Source organism: Streptomyces sp. NPDC001220, from assembly GCF_053597895.1.
Window position 1 is genome coordinate 506,714 of record NZ_JBSFJE010000002.1, and the last position, 17,119, is coordinate 523,832.

A 17,119-nucleotide genomic window follows, 5' to 3' on the forward strand; every position below is an offset into this window, starting at 1 on the left:
CCATGGCCACCCGGCACGACACCGCCGCGCCCCTCGCACAGGAGGGGGGCGCGGCCCCGGCCCGCCCGCCCGCCGTTCCCACCGAGGCGGAGCGGCGGCGCCGCGCCCGTCTCTCGCGCCGCTGGCAGCGGGACATCAAGTGGAGCCCGTACGGCTTCATCTCACCGTTCTTCCTGCTCTTCGTCGCCTTCGGGCTCTTCCCGCTGATCTACACGGGCTGGGCCTCGCTGCACACGGTCGAGCTGACCGCGCCCACCGACATGCAGTGGGCGGGGCTGCACAACTACACCCGGATCTTCAGCGACGACTTCTTCTGGAACGCGGCCAGGAACACCCTGACCATCGGGATCATCTCGACGGTCCCGCAGCTGCTGATGGCGATGGGGCTCGCCCACATCCTCAACTACAGGCTGCGAGCCTCGATCTTCTACCGGGTCGTGATGCTGGCGCCGTACGCCACGTCGATCGCGGCCGCCTCCCTGGTCTTCGTGCTGCTGTTCGGCCGGGACTACGGCATGATCAACTGGGCGCTGCACTTCTTCGGCGTCGGCAGCATCGACTGGCAGAACGACAAGTGGCCGTCCCAGATAGCGGTGTCGACGATCGTGATCTGGCGCTGGACCGGCTACAACGCGCTGATCTACCTGGCCGCGATGCAGGCGATCCCGCAGGACCTGTACGAGTCGGCGGCCCTGGACGGCGCCTCGCGCTGGCAGCAGTTCTTCCATGTGACGCTGCCGCAGCTGCGCCCGACGATCCTGTTCACCTGTGTCGTGTCCACCATCGGGGCGAGCCAGGTGTTCGGCGAGCCGCTGATCTTCGACGCCAACAAGGGGGCGTCGGGCGGCGCGGAGCACCAGTTCCAGACGCTCGGCCTGTACCTGTACGAGCAGGGCTGGGTGAACCAGCACCTGGGCCGCGCCTCCGCCATCGCCTGGACGATGTTCCTGATCCTGATCGTGATCGGGCTCGTCAACTACGTCATCTCGCGCCGGCTGCGCGCCAGTAGTTAGGAGACCGGCCGTGACGACGACCCTGAGCAAACCTTCTCCCGTGGTCGAGCCCAAGCGTGTGCGGCGCTCGAAGTCCGCGCGCGCCGGCGGCACCATGCACGCGGGCCCGATCGCGTACACGATCCTCGTGCTGTTCTCCATCGGCTCGCTGTTCCCGCTGGTGTGGACGGCGATCGCCGCGTCCCGGAACAACAACCGGCTGGCCGAGACGCCGCCGCCGTTCTGGTTCGGCGGGAACCTCTTCCACAACCTCGACGTGGCCTGGACCGAGGCCAACCTCGGCAAGGCGTTCCTCAACACCACCATCGTGGCCGGGATCTCCGCGGTGACCATCGTCGTGCTGTCGACGATCGCCGGGTTCGCCTTCGCCAAGCTGCGCTTCCGGGGCCGCAACATCCTGATGCTGACCGTGATCGGCACCATGATGGTGCCGCCGCAGCTCAGCATCATCCCGCTCTACATGATGGTCGCCAAGCTGAACTGGGCGGACCAGTTGCAGGCGGTCATCTTCCCGTCCCTGGTGAGCGCGTTCGGCGTGTTCTTCATGCGGCAGTACCTCACCCAGGCGCTGCCGGACGAGCTGATCGAGGCGGCCAGAGTGGACGGCGCCAGCAGCTGGCGGGTGGTGTGGCACGTGGTGTTCCCCGCGGCGCGCCCGGCGATGGCGGTGCTCGGCATGCTGATGTTCGTCCAGGCCTGGAACGACTTCCTGTGGCCGTTCCTGGTCCTGACGCAGACCGGCAACCCGACCGTGCAGGTCGCCCTGGCGGGCCTGGGCCGCGGATACACCCCCGACCAGTCCCTGATCATGGCGGGCGCGCTGCTGGGCACGCTGCCGCTGCTGCTCGTCTTCGCGATCTTCGGCAAGCAGATCGTGGGCGGCATCATGCAGGGCGCGGTGAAGGGCTGACCGCCCGCGGACGACGGGGGCCGGGCCACCGCCGCCCCGGCCCCTCCCGTCCCGCCCGCCCCTGCCTCTCTCCTCATCCACCCGATCCACCCGTCGGTCTCCACGACCTCCAATGGGAGCGCTTCCATGCCTGAACCCATGACTTCCGTGACCTTTCCTCCCGCCTTCCTCTGGGGCGCCGCGACCTCCGCGTACCAGATCGAGGGGGCGGTGCGGGAGGACGGCCGCACCCCCTCGATCTGGGACACCTTCAGTCATACGCCGGGCAAGACGGCCGGCGGCGAGACCGGTGACATCGCTGTCGACCACTACCACCGCTACCGCGACGACGTCGCGCTGATGGCGGACCTCGGGCTGAACGCCTACCGGTTCTCGGTCTCCTGGTCGCGCGTCCAGCCGACCGGCCGCGGCCCGGCCGTCCAGGTCGGCCTGGACTTCTACCGCCGGCTGGTCGACGAGCTGCTGGCCAAGGGCATCAAGCCCGCCGTGACCCTCTACCACTGGGACCTGCCGCAGGAGCTGGAGGACGCGGGCGGCTGGCCGGAGCGGGACACGGCGTACCGGTTCGCCGAGTACGCGCAGATCCTCGGCGAGGCGCTCGGCGACCGCGTCGAGCAGTGGATCACCCTCAACGAGCCGTGGTGCAGCGCCTTCCTGGGCTACGGCTCCGGGGTGCACGCCCCCGGCCGTACCGACCCGGCGGCCACCCTGCGCGCGGCCCACCACCTCAACCTCGCGCACGGCCTCGGCACTTCGGCGCTGCGCTCGGTGATGCCGGCCCGCAACCAGATCGCGATCAGCCTCAACTCCTCGGTCGTACGGCCCCTTTCCCAGGACCCGGCCGACCTCGTGGCGGTGCGGACCATCGACGACCTGGCCAACGGCGTCTTCCACGGACCGATCCTGCACGGCTCGTACCCGCAGTCGCTGTTCGCGGCGACGGCGTCGGTGACCGACTGGTCGTACGTCCAGGACGGCGACCTCGCCGCCATCCACCAGCCGCTGGACGCCCTCGGGCTGAACTACTACACGCCCACCCTGGTGTCGGCGGCGTCCGGCGCGGTGACCGGCCCGCGGTCGGACGGCCACGGCGCGAGCACCCACTCCCCCTGGCCGGGCGCCGACGACGTCGCCTTCCACCAGACCCCCGGCGAGCGCACCGAGATGGGCTGGACGATCGACCCGACCGGCCTGCACGACCTGATCATGCGGTACACGGCCGAGGCCCCGGGCCTGCCCCTCTACATCACCGAGAACGGCGCGGCCTACGACGACAAGCCCGACCCGGACGGCCGGGTCCACGACCCGGAGCGCATCGCCTATCTGCACGGCCACCTCTCGGCGGTGCGCCGCGCGATCACCGACGGCGCGGACGTGCGCGGCTACTACCTGTGGTCCCTGATGGACAACTTCGAGTGGGCGTACGGCTACGGCAAGAGGTTCGGCGCGGTGTACGTCGACTACGCGACCCTCGCCCGCACCCCGAAGTCGAGCGCCCGCTGGTACGGGGAGGCGGCCCGCACGAGCACACTGCCGCCGGCCCGGCCGGCGGCCTGAGACCCGGGGGGCCTCAGATCCGAGAGCCTCAGACCTCGGGGTCTCAAGACCCGGGGGCCTGAGACCGGGGGCGCGGTCCAGGGAGTACCGCGCCCCCTCGCCTTCTCACGATCGCGTCAGCCGATCGCTGCGAATGCCTTGGAGAAGGCGTCCTTGTCCTGGGTGATCGAGCTGCAGGTGGCGTCGGCGGTTGGCTTGGTGCCGCCGGCGCACTGCTTGTCGCGGGTGGCGGACCACATCGACAGCCCGCCGAGGCCCTTGGACTTGGCGAAGTCGACGAGCTGGCCGGCGTCGTCCACCTTGAAGACCTCGGTGGAGACGTCGTTGACGCCGATCATGGGGGTGACGGCCACCGTCTTCCAGGCGGCCGGGTCCGAGAGCCCGAGCACGCTCTTGACCTGGGCCTGGGTGGCGGTGGCGGCCTGGGTGGCGTAGGTGCCCATGTCGCCGTTGTACGAGGGGCCGTAGTCCATCGCCATGATGTTGACGGTGCTGATCTTCACGCCGTTGGCCTTGGCGTCGGCGAGCAGGTTCACGCCGTCCTGGGTGAGGCCCTCGGGCATGACCGGGAGGGTGAAGGAGACGTCCAGGTTCGGGTGGCTCGCCTGGAGCCTGGCGATGGCCTTCGCGCGGTTGGTGTTGGCCGTGGTGTTGGGCAGCGCGCCGCCCTCCACGTCGAAGTCGACCTTGGTCAGGTTGTAGGCGTCCACGGCCTTGCCGTACGCCGCGGCCAGCGCGTCCGCCGAGGAGCAGGTGGTCGCGAGTTCCGAGCCGGAGGCGCCGCCGAAGGAGACCCGGACGTCACCGCCCTTGGCGCGCAGGGCACCGATCTGGGACGCCACGCCGTCGCTTGCCAGGTCCGTCACCCCGCCCCACTTGGGCGTGCAGCCGCCGCCGTCGGTGACGAAGGCGAGGTTGTAGTTCTTCACACCGGTCGCGTCGACGGCGGCGAGGAGGTCGAACGCCGGGTAGAGGGAGGTGTCGACGTACGGGGCGAAGCCGGCGGCGGTGGTGGTGCCGGTGCCGCTGCTCTGGGTGGGGGACGCGGTGGGGGTCGCCGTCGCCGTCGCGGTGGGGGCGGAGGTGGGGGTGGAGGTGGCGGAGGCCTTGGCGGTGGGGGTCGCCGTCGGCTGGGTGGACTGCGTCGGGCGGCCGCTGGGCTCCGGGGTCGCCGTGCCGTCCGCCGAACAGCTCGCGTTGTCGATACGGCAACCGGTCGGGTCCCCGCTGCCGTTGACCACGAAGCCGACGGTGACCGACTCGTCTGCCGCGAGGCCGTCCGTGTCCCACTTCGGCGGCTTCACGGTGACGTGCTGACCGCTGGCGGTGTACTCGGCGTTCCACAGCGAGCTGATCTTCGCACCGGCCGGCAGGTCGAACTCCAGCGTCCAGTCCTTCTCCGTGGCACCGCTGTTGTTCGTCACGACGTACTGCGCGGTGTACCCGGTCGACCAGTCGCTGGTCTTCGTGTACGCGGCGCCGACCCCGGCCGCCTGCGCGATACCGGTGAACAGGATCGCCCCGCCACCGACCACGGCCGCCGCGACCAGACCGCCTATCGCCTTGTTCCTGCCACTGATACTGCGCCGGTGCGTGCTCATGCGCGTGCCTGCCTTCGCCTGCCGATTGGGGGGTGCGGCAGCACGCTAGCGAGCGGGATTCGGACAAACGGCCTGATAGGTACGGGCGTTGCGGATCTTAGGGTGCGCTTAAGGAAGGGATCGGGACCGATTAAAGGTCGAGACCAATTTTCTTGGTCTCCCCGCTCCCTCGTCTGGCCGCCTCCCCCGGCTGCCTGCGTGAACGGCGCCTGCGCACCGACCCCCGATGCCCCTTGCGCTCCGGCTTCCCACCGTCCAGCTGGATCCAGATCCGCACCTCGGTCCCGCCGAGCACCGACGAGCCGATCCGTACGTCCCCGCCGGTCGACTCGGCGAGCCGGCGCACGATGTCCAGGCCGAGCCCGGTCGACCCGGCCGCCCCGGAGCCCCGCCCCCGGGCCATCGCCGCCTCCGGGTCCCGGATGCCCTGCCCGGCGTCGGAGACCAGCACGATGACCGCGTCGTCCCCGTTGTGCACGTCGACCGCGAAGGCGGTGCCCTCGGCGGTGTGCCGGAAGACATTGCCGAGCAGTGCGTCGAGTGCCGCGGCCAGGTCGGCGCGGGCCACCGGTATGCGTACCGGCCGGTCGACGCCGGCCACCCGCCACTTGCGCCCCTCGTCCTCCGCGAGCGCCGACCAGAACCCCATCCGCTCCCGCACCACCTCGGCCGCGTCGCACCCGGCGCCCGGCCCGGCGGCCACCGTCTGCGGCTTGGCCTCCCGGGCGGTCCGGATGATGGTGTCGACCTCCCGCTCCAGCTGGGCGACGGCGGCCCGGGTCTGCTCGGCGGCCGGCCCGTCCCCGAGCGAGGCCGCGTTGAGGCGGAGCACGGTGAGCGGGGTGCGCAGGCGGTGCGACAGATCGGCGGCCAGCTCCCTCTCGTTCGCGAGCAGTTGTACGACCTGGTCGGCCATCGAGTTGAACGCGGCCGCCGCCAGACGCAGTTCGGTCGGTCCTTCCTCGGGCACCCGCGACCCCAGCTTGCCCTCGCCCAGTTCGTGCGCGCCCTCGACCAGCCGCTGGGCGGGCTGCACCATCCGTACGCCGAGCCGGTCGGCGACGGCGACCGAGCCGACGACCAGCGCCAGGCCTACGGCGGCGAGCACCGCCCAGGCCGTGGAGACGCCGTTGGTCACCTCGGACTCGGGGACGTACACCTCGACGACCGCGATGGCACCGGAGCCGAGCGCCACGGGCTGCAGCAGGGTGGAGCCGCCCGCCACCCCGGTCGTGGAGGCACGCCCCAGCTTCCGTACGGTCGCGATGTCCCGGTCGGCGGCGCGCTGCCGCCCGATGTCGACGGCGGCACCGCCTCCGGACGCGGGTATGTGCACGGCCATGCCCCGGTCGGCGCCGGCCGAGGCCACCACCCGTTCCAGCTTGTCCCGGTCGGTGGTGATGGACAGGGCGGGGGCGACGGCGGCCGCCTCCCGCTCGGCGTTGGAGAAGGCACGGTCCCGGGCCATCTCCTTGACCACCAGGCCGAGCGGCACCGCGAAGGCGACCACGACCATCGCGGTGACCGCCAGACAGACCTTGACCAGTGCCCATCTCATCCGACCGGCCTCGCTTCCCCGCCCGGCGGCTCCAGCTTCACACCGACTCCCCGAAGTGTGTGCAGATAACGCGGCCGGGCCGCCGTCTCGCCCAACTTCCTTCGCAGCCACGACAGATGCACGTCGATGGTCTGGTCGTCCCCGTAGGACTGCTGCCAGACCTCCGCCAGCAACTCCTTGCGCGGTACGACGACCCCGGGCCGCCCGGCCAGGAAGGCCAGCAGATCGAACTCGCGCCGGGTGAGATCCAGCCGGGCCCCGTCCAACTCGGCCTGCCGGCGCAGCGGATCGACGGTCAGGCCGCCGACCCGCAGCACACTGGACGGCGCCACCTCGCCCCCGCCCGACCGCGCCCGGCGCAGCACGGCGGACATCCGCGCCGACAGATGCTCGACGGAGAACGGCTTGGTCAGGTAGTCGTCCGCTCCGGCGTTGAGCAGCCGGACGATCTCCGTCTCGTCGTCTCTGGCGGTGGCGATGATCACCGGCACGTCGGTGATCCCGCGCAGCATCTTCAGGGCCTCGGAGCCGTCCAGGTCCGGCAGTCCGAGGTCCAGGACGACCACGTCGAAGCGGAAATGGGCGACCTCGCGCAGCGCCTCCAGTGCCGTACCGACGCTGCGCACGGTGTGCGAGGCGTCGGTGAGATGCCGGATGAGCGCCGAGCGTACGAACTGGTCGTCCTCGACCACGAGCACACTTGCCATGCGCCGCACCGTACGCCATGCGGCAGGCGCCGGTCGGAGCCTGTGGATAACTCGGGTCGAGTGCGCACGGCGGTACGCCTGGGGCAGTATGGCCGCGATGCGCAGAGGACTCGTACACGTAATGGCTTGGCTGCTCGCCACGGGCGCGGCGGTCACGCTGTCGTGGTGGGGCGTCCACACGGTGATGGCGGGCACGGCCTACGACCCGCCGCGCGCCCTGCCCATCACGGCGGCGGACGACGACCCCACGACGCAGGGTTCCAAACCGCTGGCGCCGGCCACGTCCCGCCCACCGAGTCCCTCGCCCACCGCCTCTCGCCGCCCGTCGGCGACCCCCACTCCGACGCCCTCCCGCACCCCGTCCGCCACCCCGGCCCCGTCCACCACCGCGTCCGGCGAGGTCAAGGCGTACGACACGGACGGCGGCCGGGCGGTCTTCGACCTGGGCGACACGAGCGCGACCCTCGTCTCGGCGACACCGGGAACGGGCTGGTCGATGCAGGTCTGGAAGACGGAGTCCTGGATCCGCATCGAGTTCAGCAGGAGCACGGACCGGGTGTCGGTGTTCTGCACCTGGCACGACGGCCCCCCGCACGTGCAGGTCGAGACGTACTGAGAGTCGGCCGAGGGCGGGTGGGGACACCCACCGGCGCTCGCACGGTGCCGCCCCGGCGGCACGACCGGCCCCCACCCGCCCGCGGACTCAACGAAACACCGAAGGCGGTGGAGAGGGCGAAGCCACGGCCACCGCGTCCGTCACGGCGACCGCGCCACCGGTGAAGTCCCGCAACGTCCGCCCGTGTTCGACCCGCCCTGGGTGAGAGTCGGATGCACAGCGCCGGGTCAGCTCCCCGACCGGCAGCGGTACGTCGGCCGCCATCAGCACCGCGTTGCCGAACCGCTTCCCCCGCCACACCCCCGCGTCCGCCACCACCGCGACCTCGGCGAACCGCGCCGCCGCCGTGGCGATCTGCCCCCTCAGGTGCGCGAGCGGCGGCCCGTCCGCGAGGTTCGCCGCGTAGGCACCCCCCGGCCGCAGGACTCTCCGGACCTCGTCCAGGAACTCCGTGGACGTCAGGTGCGCGGGTGTGCGCGCCCCGCTGAACACATCCGCTATGACCAGGTCCGCCCACCCCTCCGGCACCTTGCCCAGCCCCTCCCGGGCGTCCACGGAGCGCACCCGTATCCGCGCGTTCGGATCCAACGGCAGCTCCCGCCGGACCAGTTGCACGAGGGCCGCGTCCCGTTCGACGATCTGCTGCGTGGACCGGGGCCGGGTCGCCGCGACATACCGGGCCAGCGTGAACGCCCCGCCCCCGAGGTGCACCACCTGCACCGGCCTGCCCGGCGGTGCGACCAGGTCGATCACATGGCCGAGGCGGCGCTGGTACTCGAAGGAGAGGTACGCCGGGTCGTCGAGGTCGACGTGCGACTGGGGGGCGCCGTCGATGAGCAGGGTCCAGGCCCGGCCGCGCTCGGGGTCGGGTATGAGCTGGGCGAGGCCGCCGTCGACCGGCTCGACAACGGCCTCGGCGGCGGCAGCCGACCGGCGCCGTGAGTTCCTGGACTTGCCCATTCCGCCATTTTCGCAGGCGGCGGCCGTACCGGAAATTCAGCAGCAGCTGTCGGCCACCTCGATCAGCCGGGCCGCCTCCCCGAGCGCCCGGCGCAGCACCGCCGGGTCCGTCGCGAGGTCGGCCTCGCCGGGCGGCAGCAGCCAGTCGGAGCCCTCGACCGGCGGCTCGGGATTGAGCCGCAGGCCGCGCCCGTCGGTCCCGGTGCAGGTGCTGCCGGGCACGTCCCAGCCCGCCGCCGTACCGGCCGGCACCACGAAGCCGAGGGTGCCGCCCCCGTCGTCGTGGAGCACCGGCCCCACCGCGTCCCCGGTCCCCCGGCGCAGGATGTCGACCGCCTCCAGGCCCTGCCGGGCCGGCACCGTCACGAGGTCGCATCCCGCATCGTCTGCCGCCGAAGTCGTCGACGGCGTACAAGGATCGTTGCTCTGGCTGGTCTCCATCCCGGCCTCCACCGCGCAGCCCTCTTGCAGTCCATGACGTCCAACGCGCCACCGCGTCAACGGCTACGGCGGAAGTCAGCCGCAAAGGATGGCAGTTCATGGCAGATCATGCATGAGATATCCGGTTTGTAGCTAAACCCAGCGTCACGGGTCCGACACAGCAGGTACGTTCTTGCCCGCCGGAATCAGGGGTCCACTCGGACAACTCACCACGAGTCCGGCATGGTTCGACGGTTCGCACGAGAGGACCCGGCCATGGCGTCGTCAACCACGACCTCTCCGCAGCCCGAGCGGCCGGTACGGCCGAACCACGCCTTCCGGCAGCTGCGCGGCCGGCACTCGCCGGCCGAGTTCGCCGCGCTGGTACGGCGTGCCGCCCGCGAGATCGGCGAGCGGGTGAGCTGTGACGCGCGCTACATCGGCCGGGTCGAGGCGGGTGAGATCCGCTGCCCGAACTATGCGTACGAACGGGTGTTCCTGCACATGTTCCCCGGTCGCACACTCGCCGACCTCGGCTTCGCGCCCCGCTCGTCCGTCCGCGGACGCGGGGCACGAGCGCCCGAGGACACTCCCCTCGCACTCGTGAGAGGTGAGACGCAAGGGGCCATCGAGCCGTATGACCCGAAAGACGGGATTCAGCCACAGGACAGGTTTCAACCGCAGGACACGCATCACCCGCACAACACGTACGAGACGCACGACAACTACGAGGAGAGCGACGTGCTGCGTCGCCTATTCATGACCGGCGGAGGCGCCACGGTGGCCGCCGCCACGCTGGGCCCCCTGGGGTCCACCATCGACGCCGTGGCGGCGAACCGGCCGGTACACCGTGCCGGGTCCTCGCACGCGGCCGCCCTGGAGGAGGCCGTACGCCGGATCCGGCTGCTCGACGACCGGCACGGCGCGGACGGACTGTACCGGCGCGCGGCGGCTCCGCTGCGCGCGGCGTACGCGCTGCTGGACGCCGGCGCGACCCGGCAGACGACCGCCGACCGCCTGCACTCGGGCGCCGGTGAACTGGCCATCTCGGTGGGCTGGCTGGCCCATGACTCCGGCCGCTTCGACGACGCCCGCTCGCACTACGCGGAGGCGCTGGCGACGGCGCGGATGACGGGAGACCCGGGGCTGGAGGCACACGCCTTCTGCAACACGGCGTTCCTGGCGCGGGACGCGGGACGGCCGCGGGAAGCGGTGCGCGCGGCCCAGGCCGCGCAGCGAGTCGGCCGGCCGCTGGGCTCGGCCCGCCTGATGTCCCTGCTCGCGCTGCGCGAGGCGGGCGGCTGGGCCGGGCTCGCCGACCGCACCGGCTGTGAGCAGGCCCTGGTCCGGGCGCAGGCCCTCTTCGAGCGAGGCCACTCGGACGCCGACCCCGAGTGGATGAGCTTCTACGGAGAGGCCGAGCTGGAGGGCCTGGAAGCACAGTGCTGGTCCATGCTGGGCGACTGGCGGCGGGCCTCGCGGCATGCGCGCAGGGCCGCCGAGCTGCAGGATCCGCACTTCACCAGGAACATCGCGCTGTACACGGCGGAACTCGCGGACGACCTCGCCCGCGGGGGGCGTCCCGACGAGGCGGCGAGGGCGGGGCTGCGGGTCCTGGACCTGCTGGACCAGGTCCAGTCGTCACGGATCCAGGGGATGCTGGCGGGTACGGCGCGGGTGCTGCTGCCGCATCGGCGGGCCGGCGGGGTCCAGGAGTTCCTGGACCGGCACGCGTCGACTCCGCGGGTCGTCTAGGGCCGGGATTCGAGTGCGGGTGCGTGGGGGCTGGTCGCGCAGTTCCCCGCGCCCCTGACGGGGCGCTTCAGCCGCGGGCGTCTTGTCAGCCGACCCAGCCTGCGGGCAGTCGTGCCGCTTGGGGCACGGGTGGGCGCAGGCGGCACCCGGCGAGCGCCGGAAGCGACCCCGCCCCCGCGCACCGTCAGCCGACCAGATGCCCCAAGTCGTTCCAGTTCTCGATCGCGGGCTCGCCGTAGGCCCACCCCAGCACCGACAGCGACGTCGGGTTCAGCCGGATCCGTGCCGCGAAGTCCAGCGGCAGGCCCAGCCACCGCGCCCCGATCGACCGCAGGATGTGCCCGTGGGCGAACACCAGTACGTCCCGATCGGCCGAGCGGGCCCAGGCGACGACCTCGTCCGCCCGCGCGGTCACCTCCGCCAGGGACTCACCCCCGGGCACGCCGTCCCGCCAGATCAGCCAGCCCGGCCGGGCCGCCTGGATCTCCGCCGGGGTCAGGCCCTCGTACGCCCCGTAGTCCCACTCCATCAGCGTGTCCCACCGCTCGGCCCGCTCGCCGAACCCGGCGAGTTCGCACGTCTCACGCGCGCGTGCCAGCGGGCTGGTGCGTATCTCGGCGTCCGCGAGACCGTCGTACGGCGGCCGGTGCAGGCGCTCGCCCAGCAGCTTGGCCCCTCGCCGGCCCTCCTCCAGGAGCGGTACGTCGGTCCTGCCGGTGTGCTTGCCGGACAGCGACCACTCCGTCTGTCCGTGCCGGGCCAGCAGGATGCGCGGTGCCATGGAGAACGAACCCTTCGGGAGAAATTCGGAAGCGGGACACCTCCATCATCACCCACCCTGGGAACGCGCCGGGAACGGGCAACCCGGCGGGCGGTCTCCGCGTCTTTGAGGGCTGAGCACCCCGCATGGGCGGGAATGCGCGCAACGTAAAGTGTCACGGTCGGCCCGCCGGGTGCCGCGCGGACAGGGACGAGAAGGGGGAGGCAGTCGGATGCCGCAGACCGAGAAACCGGGCACCGAGGTGACTGCGCCGACCCGACTCCGCTGGTGGACCGAGTTGCCGCTGATCCTGCTGGTGTACGGCTGCTACACGGCCGGCCGCCTGCTCGCGCGCGGCGACACCTCGACCGCCGTCGACCACGGCCTGGCGATCCTGCGCATCGAGAAGGCCCTGCACCTCAACGCCGAGCACCCGCTCAACCGCCTGTTCACGCGGGAGGCGTGGCTCGGCATACCCGCGGACTTCTGGTACGCCTCGCTGCACTACCTGATCACCCCGGTGATCCTGGTCTTTCTCTTCCGCAGGCGCGCCGAGGTCTACCGGCGGGCCCGCACCTGGCTGATGACGTCCACGTTCATCGGCCTGATCGGCTTCACGCTGCTGCCCACCTGCCCGCCCCGGCTGCTGGACGTGAAGTACGGCTTCGTCGACACGATGGCGCAGTACAGCTCGTACGGCTGGTGGGGCGGTGACGCCAGCGCCCCGCGCGGCCTCGGCGGCATGACCAACCAGTACGCGGCGATGCCGAGCCTGCACTGCGGCTGGGCGCTGTGGTGCGGGGTCATGCTCTGGCGTCACGGCGGCAACCGCCTGACCAAGGTCCTCGGCGTGGCCTACCCGCTGCTGACCGCGATCGTGGTCATGGGCACCGCCAACCACTACTTCCTGGACGCGGTCGCGGGCGTGTTCGTGATGGGCGTCGGCTACCTGATCGCGCCGTACGTGATGCGGGCCGCGGACTTCGTCCGGGTCCGGGTGACCCAGGGCACCTCACTGGTCGCAGCCCGCTCCGGCGGCACAGGTTCCCCGATTGTCAGTGGCGGATGCCAGACTTCGGCGGGTGAGCGCATTCCATCGCAGCGCGAGTCCCGGCTCGCCTCCGGAGCCGAACCGGACCCCGCCCCCACCGACGCGGGGGACGGCGCTCCGGCACCAGCTCGCTGAGCTGCGCGGCCCCGACGTCCCCGCCAAGGCCCTCGACGCGCGCGCACTGGCGGCGCTCGCGGCGAACCCGGGCTGCCGGCGGCGGGCGATCCTGGACGGCGCCGGGGTGGACAAGACCGCGCTGGCGAACGCCCTCGGCGCACCGTCGGCCTTCGGCCAGTCCCAGTTCGCGCTGACCCGGGGCAACGCCTTCGAGGCGAAGGTCAAGGCGGACGGCGGGGCGGAGTTGCTGCGGCTGGTGCGCAAACACCTCGACCCGGGCGCCGAGCCGGCCGAGCGGGCCGCCGTGCCCGACCTGACCGCGATCGGCCCGGAGGGGCGTACGGCCCGTACGGCACTGGCGCTGCGCGAGGCGGGCGAGGCAGGCGGCTGGGTACTCCTCGACCACCCGATGCTGGCCCTCCAGGTGGCCGGCTCCCCCGCGTTCCTGGAGCCGGACGCGGTGGTCGTGCACCCCGACGGCAGCTGGACGGTCGTCGAGATCAAGTCCTTCCCCATGCTCGACGGTTCGGCGGACCCGGCGAAGGTCGGGGCCGCGGCCCGGCAGGCGGCGGTGTACGTGCTGGCCCTCGAGGAGGTCGCGGCCCGCCTCGACCCCGCCCCCCGGGTACGGCACGACGTGCTGCTGGTCTGCCCCAAGGACTTCTCCAACCTGCCCACCGCCGCCGCCGTCGACGTCCGCAAGCAGCGCGCGGTCACCGCCCGCCAGCTGGCCCGGCTCACCCGCATCCAGGACATCGCCGACACCCTCCCGGAGGGCACCTGCTTCGCGCCCGGCCTGCCCGCCGAGCAGCTGACGGCGGCCGTCGAAGCGGTCCCGGCGGCCTATGCGCCCGAGTGCCTGTCCGCCTGCGAACTGGCCTTCCACTGCCGGCAGCGCTCCCGCGCGGCCGACGAGGTCACCACGCTCGGCCGTGCGGTCCGGGCCGAGCTGGGCGGCCTGACCACCGTCGAGGACGTCCTGTCGGCGGCGCGCGGCGACAGCGGCGACCCGGACGACCCGGCGGTGGCGGCCCTGCGCCGGGCGGCGGCCCTGCGCACCGAAGCGCTGAGCGCCCAGGGGGCCAGGTGTCCCTGATCACCACCCTCGCCCGGCTCGAAGCCGTGAGCACGGGCACCGCCCAGCCGGCCGCGACCGTCCGCCACCGGCACCTGTCCGAGCGCCCCCTCGTCTTCGTGCCGCTCACCACCTCGGGTGAGGCGGGTGCGCCCCTCGGCGCCCTGGTCGGCACCGACCGGGACGCCCCGCGCCTGCTGGTCGTACCGCAGCCACGCGACCGTGACCTGCGGTTCGCGTTCCTCGCCGAGCTCGCCGACGTCGTCCTGCCGTACCTGGAGTCCTACGCCGGCTCGGTCGAGGCCGCCGAGCGCACCGAGACCGACCCGGAGACCGGCAAGCGGGTCAAGGTCGAGGTGGAACTGTGCGCGGACGCGCCCCAGTTGATCGTCCCGGGCCGCGCGGGCATCGAGTACGTACGGCTGCTGGGGCGGTCGACGCGCTTCCGGCGCACGGCGGAGCAGGACCCGGAGGCGCCCTACCCGGCCCCGCCCCGGGTGCCGTTGCTCGGCCGCTGGCTCACCCACTTCGGCGAGCGCGCCCGCGTCCCCGGCTCCTCCCTCCTCCTCGCCATGACGGACCTGCTCTCCCGGCACTGGGCGACCGGGCAGTCCGGCGTCGAGGACCAGCACCTGGGCGCACTGCTCGCCTGGATCAGCCCGCCGGGCGACAGCACGGGCGCGGAAGCGGCGCGCCTCGCCGAGCTCGCCCGGGACGGCGACGGCCAGTTGCTGTGCCCGCCGGCCGGCCCGGCCACCGACCCGGCGTTCGACAACAAGCTGCTGGCCCCGGCCTTCGAACGGTACGACCGTGCCCGCACCGCCCTGGCCGGCGCCGAGGACGGCCTGCAGGCCGACACCCGGCTGGCGATCCTCACCGCCGCCGAGCAGGAGATCCGCGACCTCGTCGCGAGCCGGACCCGGCCCACCTGGGACGCGGTCTGGAGCGGGCTCGACCTGCTGCACCGGCTGCCGGAGGGCGCCCGGGTCGAGGAGCGGTGGACCCGCGACCGCTGGTCGTTCACCGGCCACCGGGACCGGGTGCTGGCCGGCGAGCCCCCTCAGCCGCGCCGCGACGACGCGGTCACCGCCGCCAACAAGCTGGCCACCCGCGAGCGTGAACAGGCCCGGCTGGACGCCCAGGAGGCGCTCGACGACCCGCTGGTGATGGCGGGGCGGCGGCTGACCGGGGAGGCGTTCGCGGGCGAGGTCCTCGATGTGGTCATGGCGTACAGCGAGGGCAAGCGGCCCAGCCCGCGCCCGCTGGTGACCCTGCGCACGGAGGACCGGCCGCATCTCGGGGAGCGCGCGAAGGCGTACCGCTCGCTGGGCGGCAAGCCGCAGTCCATGGAGTTCGTCGGGTACGAGGCCGAGGGGGTCCTGGTGCTCCGGGTCCTGGACAAGATGGGCCGGGGCAGGGAGCCGGAGGAGGGGTCGGTCCCGGAGAAGGGCGACCGGCTCACCTTCACCCTGTTCGAACACGAGCAGCGCGGCGGGGCGAAGCTGCCCGACCCGGAGGCGACCCCGTGGACCCACGGCGGCCCGCCGGGCGAGGCCGCGGCGGAGGCGGCCGACACGGTGACCGAGGAGGACGTGCTGTGACCGCCGACGTCGATTTCGACCCGGGTGCGGCCGCCACCCGCGCCACCGACGCGATCCTCCACGACACCCTGCACGGCACCGACCGGGGTGTGGTCGTGGACTCCCCGCCGGGCGCCGGCAAGTCCACGCTGGTGGTCCGCGCGGCCCTCGAACTCGCCGCCGCGGGCCGCCCCCTGATGGTGGTGGCGCAGACGAACGCGCAGGTCGACGACCTGGTCCTCAGGCTCGCCGAGAAGAACCCGGAGCTGCCCGTCGGCCGGCTGCACAGCAGTGACGCCGACCCGTACGACAAGGCACTGGACGACCTGCCGAACGTCCGCAAGTCGGCGAAGGCGGCCGACCTGCGGGAGGCGCCGGTGGTGCTGTCCACCGCCGCGAAGTGGGCGCACGTCACGGTGGACGAGCCCTGGCGGCACGCGATCGTCGACGAGGCGTACCAGATGCGCTCGGACTCGCTGCTCGCCGTCGCCGGGCTGTTCGAACGGGCACTGTTCGTGGGCGACCCCGGCCAGCTGGACCCGTTCGCGACGGTGGGCAGCGAGCAGTGGGCGGGCCTGTCGTACGACCCCTCGGCCTCGGCCGTCTCCACCCTCCTCGCCCACAACCCGGGCCTCCCGCAGCACCGCCTCCCGGTCTCCTGGCGCCTCCCCGCCTCCGCCGCCCCGCTCGTCTCCGGCGCGTTCTACCCGTACACCCCGTTCCGCAGCGGCACCGACCACGGCGACCGCCGGCTGGCCTTCGCCGTGCCCTCCGACGGCTCCGGGCCCGACCGGGTGATCGACGAGGCGGCCGAGTCCGGCTGGGGCCTGCTGGAGCTGCCCGCCCGGCACACCCCGCGCACCGACCCGGAGGCGGTCCGGGCGGTGGCGACGGTGGTACGACGGCTGCTCGACCGGGGCGGGGCGGCGCTCTCCGAACGCTCGCCCGATCCGTCCCCCCTCACCGCCGACCGGATCGCCGTCGGCACGGCCCACCGGGACCAGGCGGCGGCGGTCCGCGCGGCCCTGGCGGAGCTGGGCGTGACGGACATCACGGTCGACACCGCGAATCGCCTCCAGGGCCGCGAGTACGACGTGACGGTCGTCCTCCACCCGCTCTCCGGCCGCCCCGACGCCACCGCCTTCCACCTGGAGACGGGCCGCCTGTGCGTCCTCGCCTCCCGGCACCGCCAGGCCTGCATCGTGATCTGCCGCGCCGGCGTGACCGACCTCCTGGACGACTACCCCTCGACAGAACCGGTCCAACTGGGAACCCTCGTCAAGTTCCCGGACGGTTGGGAGGCCAACCACGCGGTCCTGGCCCACCTCGCCGAACACCGCGTGCCCTGGCGCCCCTGAGAACGGTGCTGGTGAGCGCAGAGTCACCCGGCGGCCTTGGGGTGGGCTTGCGTGGGCGCGAGAGAATGGACGGTGGCCATC

15 protein-coding genes are annotated in these 17,119 nt (G+C 72.7%); 9 read left to right on the forward strand and 6 right to left on the reverse strand.

From position 1 onward, the window contains the following. Positions 1 to 2 precede the first annotated feature (2 nt). The 3 genes from ACWDGI_RS06835 (at position 3) to ACWDGI_RS06845 (ending at position 3,480) form a co-directional block, all read left to right on the forward strand. On the forward strand, positions 3 to 1,013 hold the full coding sequence (locus tag ACWDGI_RS06835; protein ID WP_450756511.1) for a carbohydrate ABC transporter permease: 1,011 nt from the start codon (positions 3 to 5) through the stop codon (positions 1,011 to 1,013). A 10-nt stretch (positions 1,014 to 1,023) separates the two neighbouring features. Continuing rightward, entirely contained in the window at positions 1,024 to 1,923 is a 900-nt protein-coding gene (locus ACWDGI_RS06840) for a carbohydrate ABC transporter permease (RefSeq protein ID WP_450756074.1), read from the forward strand. Between the two features lie 138 nt (positions 1,924 to 2,061). Further along, the gene (locus ACWDGI_RS06845; RefSeq protein ID WP_450756076.1) at positions 2,062 to 3,480 is read left to right on the forward strand and encodes a GH1 family beta-glucosidase; all 1,419 of its coding nucleotides are present in this window, start codon (positions 2,062 to 2,064) and stop codon (positions 3,478 to 3,480) included. A gap of 116 nt (positions 3,481 to 3,596) precedes the next feature. Here ACWDGI_RS06845 and ACWDGI_RS06850 read toward each other — a convergent pair whose 3' ends face one another. The 3 genes from ACWDGI_RS06850 to ACWDGI_RS06860 all read right to left on the reverse strand — a co-directional run bounded on the left by ACWDGI_RS06850 (position 3,597) and on the right by ACWDGI_RS06860 (position 7,346). Beyond that, complete coding sequence (locus tag ACWDGI_RS06850; protein WP_450756078.1) at positions 3,597 to 5,081, reverse strand: glycoside hydrolase family 18 protein; 1,485 nt, start codon at positions 5,079 to 5,081, stop codon at positions 3,597 to 3,599. Between the two features lie 130 nt (positions 5,082 to 5,211). Beyond that, positions 5,212 to 6,639, reverse strand: a complete 1,428-nt coding sequence (locus ACWDGI_RS06855) for a sensor histidine kinase (protein WP_450756080.1) — start codon at positions 6,637 to 6,639, stop codon at positions 5,212 to 5,214. Continuing rightward, positions 6,636 to 7,346, reverse strand: a complete 711-nt coding sequence (locus ACWDGI_RS06860; RefSeq protein WP_362574096.1) for a response regulator transcription factor — start codon at positions 7,344 to 7,346, stop codon at positions 6,636 to 6,638. The genes ACWDGI_RS06855 and ACWDGI_RS06860 overlap by 4 nt, the downstream gene beginning before the upstream one ends. Before the next feature lie 97 nt (positions 7,347 to 7,443). Here ACWDGI_RS06860 and ACWDGI_RS06865 point away from each other — a divergent pair, with 97 nt between their 5' ends. Beyond that, positions 7,444 to 7,962 (forward strand): hypothetical protein, encoded by a 519-nt coding sequence (locus ACWDGI_RS06865; protein WP_450756082.1) that lies wholly within the window; start codon positions 7,444 to 7,446, stop codon positions 7,960 to 7,962. Between the two features lie 87 nt (positions 7,963 to 8,049). Here the strand turns inward: ACWDGI_RS06865 and ACWDGI_RS06870 are convergent, their stop codons facing one another. Both ACWDGI_RS06870 and ACWDGI_RS06875 read right to left on the reverse strand, forming a co-directional pair. Further along, positions 8,050 to 8,922: a spermidine synthase gene (locus tag ACWDGI_RS06870; protein ID WP_450756084.1), complete on the reverse strand. Its 873-nt coding sequence runs from the start codon at positions 8,920 to 8,922 to the stop codon at positions 8,050 to 8,052. Positions 8,923 to 8,958: 36 nt separating this feature from the next. Beyond that, positions 8,959 to 9,363, reverse strand: coding sequence for a hypothetical protein (locus ACWDGI_RS06875; protein ID WP_450756086.1), 405 nt, complete (start codon positions 9,361 to 9,363; stop codon positions 8,959 to 8,961). Between the two features lie 255 nt (positions 9,364 to 9,618). Between ACWDGI_RS06875 and ACWDGI_RS06880 the strand changes: the two genes are divergently transcribed. Further along, the gene (locus tag ACWDGI_RS06880; protein ID WP_450756088.1) at positions 9,619 to 11,097 is read left to right on the forward strand and encodes a hypothetical protein; all 1,479 of its coding nucleotides are present in this window, start codon (positions 9,619 to 9,621) and stop codon (positions 11,095 to 11,097) included. Positions 11,098 to 11,281: 184 nt separating this feature from the next. Here the strand turns inward: ACWDGI_RS06880 and ACWDGI_RS06885 are convergent, their stop codons facing one another. Continuing rightward, a complete protein-coding gene (locus ACWDGI_RS06885; RefSeq protein ID WP_450756090.1) occupies positions 11,282 to 11,878 on the reverse strand; it encodes a histidine phosphatase family protein in 597 nt (198 codons plus the stop codon). 211 nt (positions 11,879 to 12,089) lie between these two features. Between ACWDGI_RS06885 and ACWDGI_RS06890 the strand changes: the two genes are divergently transcribed. Genes ACWDGI_RS06890 through ACWDGI_RS06905 form a run of 4 tightly spaced genes read left to right on the forward strand, consistent with a single transcriptional unit; the run spans position 12,090 to position 17,038 of the window. Then, a complete protein-coding gene (locus ACWDGI_RS06890; protein ID WP_450756092.1) occupies positions 12,090 to 13,043 on the forward strand; it encodes a phosphatase PAP2 family protein in 954 nt (317 codons plus the stop codon). Next, positions 12,940 to 14,121, forward strand: coding sequence for a hypothetical protein (locus ACWDGI_RS06895; RefSeq protein ID WP_450756094.1), 1,182 nt, complete (start codon positions 12,940 to 12,942; stop codon positions 14,119 to 14,121). The genes ACWDGI_RS06890 and ACWDGI_RS06895 overlap by 104 nt, the downstream gene beginning before the upstream one ends. Next, on the forward strand, positions 14,112 to 15,701 hold the full coding sequence (locus tag ACWDGI_RS06900; protein ID WP_450756096.1) for a hypothetical protein: 1,590 nt from the start codon (positions 14,112 to 14,114) through the stop codon (positions 15,699 to 15,701). The genes ACWDGI_RS06895 and ACWDGI_RS06900 overlap by 10 nt, the downstream gene beginning before the upstream one ends. Beyond that, positions 15,698 to 17,038 carry an AAA domain-containing protein gene (locus ACWDGI_RS06905; protein WP_450756098.1) on the forward strand — a complete coding sequence of 447 codons (1,341 nt, stop codon included), beginning with the start codon at positions 15,698 to 15,700 and terminating at the stop codon, positions 17,036 to 17,038. The genes ACWDGI_RS06900 and ACWDGI_RS06905 overlap by 4 nt, the downstream gene beginning before the upstream one ends. The last annotated feature ends 81 nt before the right edge of the window (positions 17,039 to 17,119 follow it).

Bases quoted from the DNA above. Each gene is read 5' to 3' on its own strand.
- ACWDGI_RS06885 (WP_450756090.1), bottom strand. From the start codon at position 11,878: ATGGCACCGCGCATCCTGCTGGCCCGGCACGGACAGACGGAGTGGTCG.
- ACWDGI_RS06890 (WP_450756092.1), top strand. From the start codon at position 12,090: ATGCCGCAGACCGAGAAACCGGGCACCGAGGTGACTGCGCCGACCCGA.
- ACWDGI_RS06850 (WP_450756078.1), bottom strand. From the start codon at position 5,081: ATGAGCACGCACCGGCGCAGTATCAGTGGCAGGAACAAGGCGATAGGC.
- ACWDGI_RS06855 (WP_450756080.1), bottom strand. From the start codon at position 6,639: ATGAGATGGGCACTGGTCAAGGTCTGTCTGGCGGTCACCGCGATGGTC.
- ACWDGI_RS06860 (WP_362574096.1), bottom strand. From the start codon at position 7,346: ATGGCAAGTGTGCTCGTGGTCGAGGACGACCAGTTCGTACGCTCGGCG.
- ACWDGI_RS06865 (WP_450756082.1), top strand. From the start codon at position 7,444: ATGCGCAGAGGACTCGTACACGTAATGGCTTGGCTGCTCGCCACGGGC.
- ACWDGI_RS06870 (WP_450756084.1), bottom strand. From the start codon at position 8,922: ATGGGCAAGTCCAGGAACTCACGGCGCCGGTCGGCTGCCGCCGCCGAG.
- ACWDGI_RS06875 (WP_450756086.1), bottom strand. From the start codon at position 9,363: ATGGAGACCAGCCAGAGCAACGATCCTTGTACGCCGTCGACGACTTCG.
- ACWDGI_RS06835 (WP_450756511.1), top strand. From the start codon at position 3: ATGGCCACCCGGCACGACACCGCCGCGCCCCTCGCACAGGAGGGGGGC.
- ACWDGI_RS06880 (WP_450756088.1), top strand. From the start codon at position 9,619: ATGGCGTCGTCAACCACGACCTCTCCGCAGCCCGAGCGGCCGGTACGG.
- ACWDGI_RS06845 (WP_450756076.1), top strand. From the start codon at position 2,062: ATGACTTCCGTGACCTTTCCTCCCGCCTTCCTCTGGGGCGCCGCGACC.